The organism is Rhizobium sp. RAF56, assembly GCF_052113965.1.
Taxonomy (GTDB): domain Bacteria; phylum Pseudomonadota; class Alphaproteobacteria; order Rhizobiales; family Rhizobiaceae; genus Rhizobium.
Map to the genome: position 1 here is coordinate 1 of NZ_JBFRDU010000147.1, position 427 is coordinate 427.

At 41.0% G+C, this 427-nt stretch carries 1 protein-coding gene; it reads right to left on the bottom strand.

From position 1 onward, the window contains the following. On the bottom strand, nucleotides 1-184 hold a 184-nt coding region (locus tag AB4048_RS29005; protein ID WP_442205375.1), incomplete at its 3' end, for a flagellar transcriptional regulator FlhD. Nucleotides 185-427: the final 243 nt, after the last annotated feature.

The following is a 427-nucleotide window of genomic DNA, read 5'->3' on the forward strand; positions in this document are numbered from 1 at the left end:
ATGCAAGCTTGATTAATTGGGGAAAGGTTAACCCTTTGATAATATCGATTGTGGCATCACTCAATCCAAGCCGAAACTTAGCGGCAAGGCGGTCTTCCAGAATCAAACGCTGCGCCAAAAGCAGGTAAGAAAGATTCATATCCCGAATACACTGCATCGGCTCATCAAAATTCGTTACGTTCACTTCAACTGCCCCTTGTATTTTGTAACCAATAACGCAGTTACCGTCCTGCAATTCGTAACTAATGAGTAACAATAAAAATAAATAAAATTAAAAATAATCAGGCAGCGTCATTCATCGAGGATTAATTTATTATCGGCATGAGATATTACTTATAACCTTATGATTCCCAGCCCCGACCTTCCAGCCGCGCACGCAAACGTTTAATCGTCTGGCTATGTAATTGGCTGACGCGAGTTTCAGTAA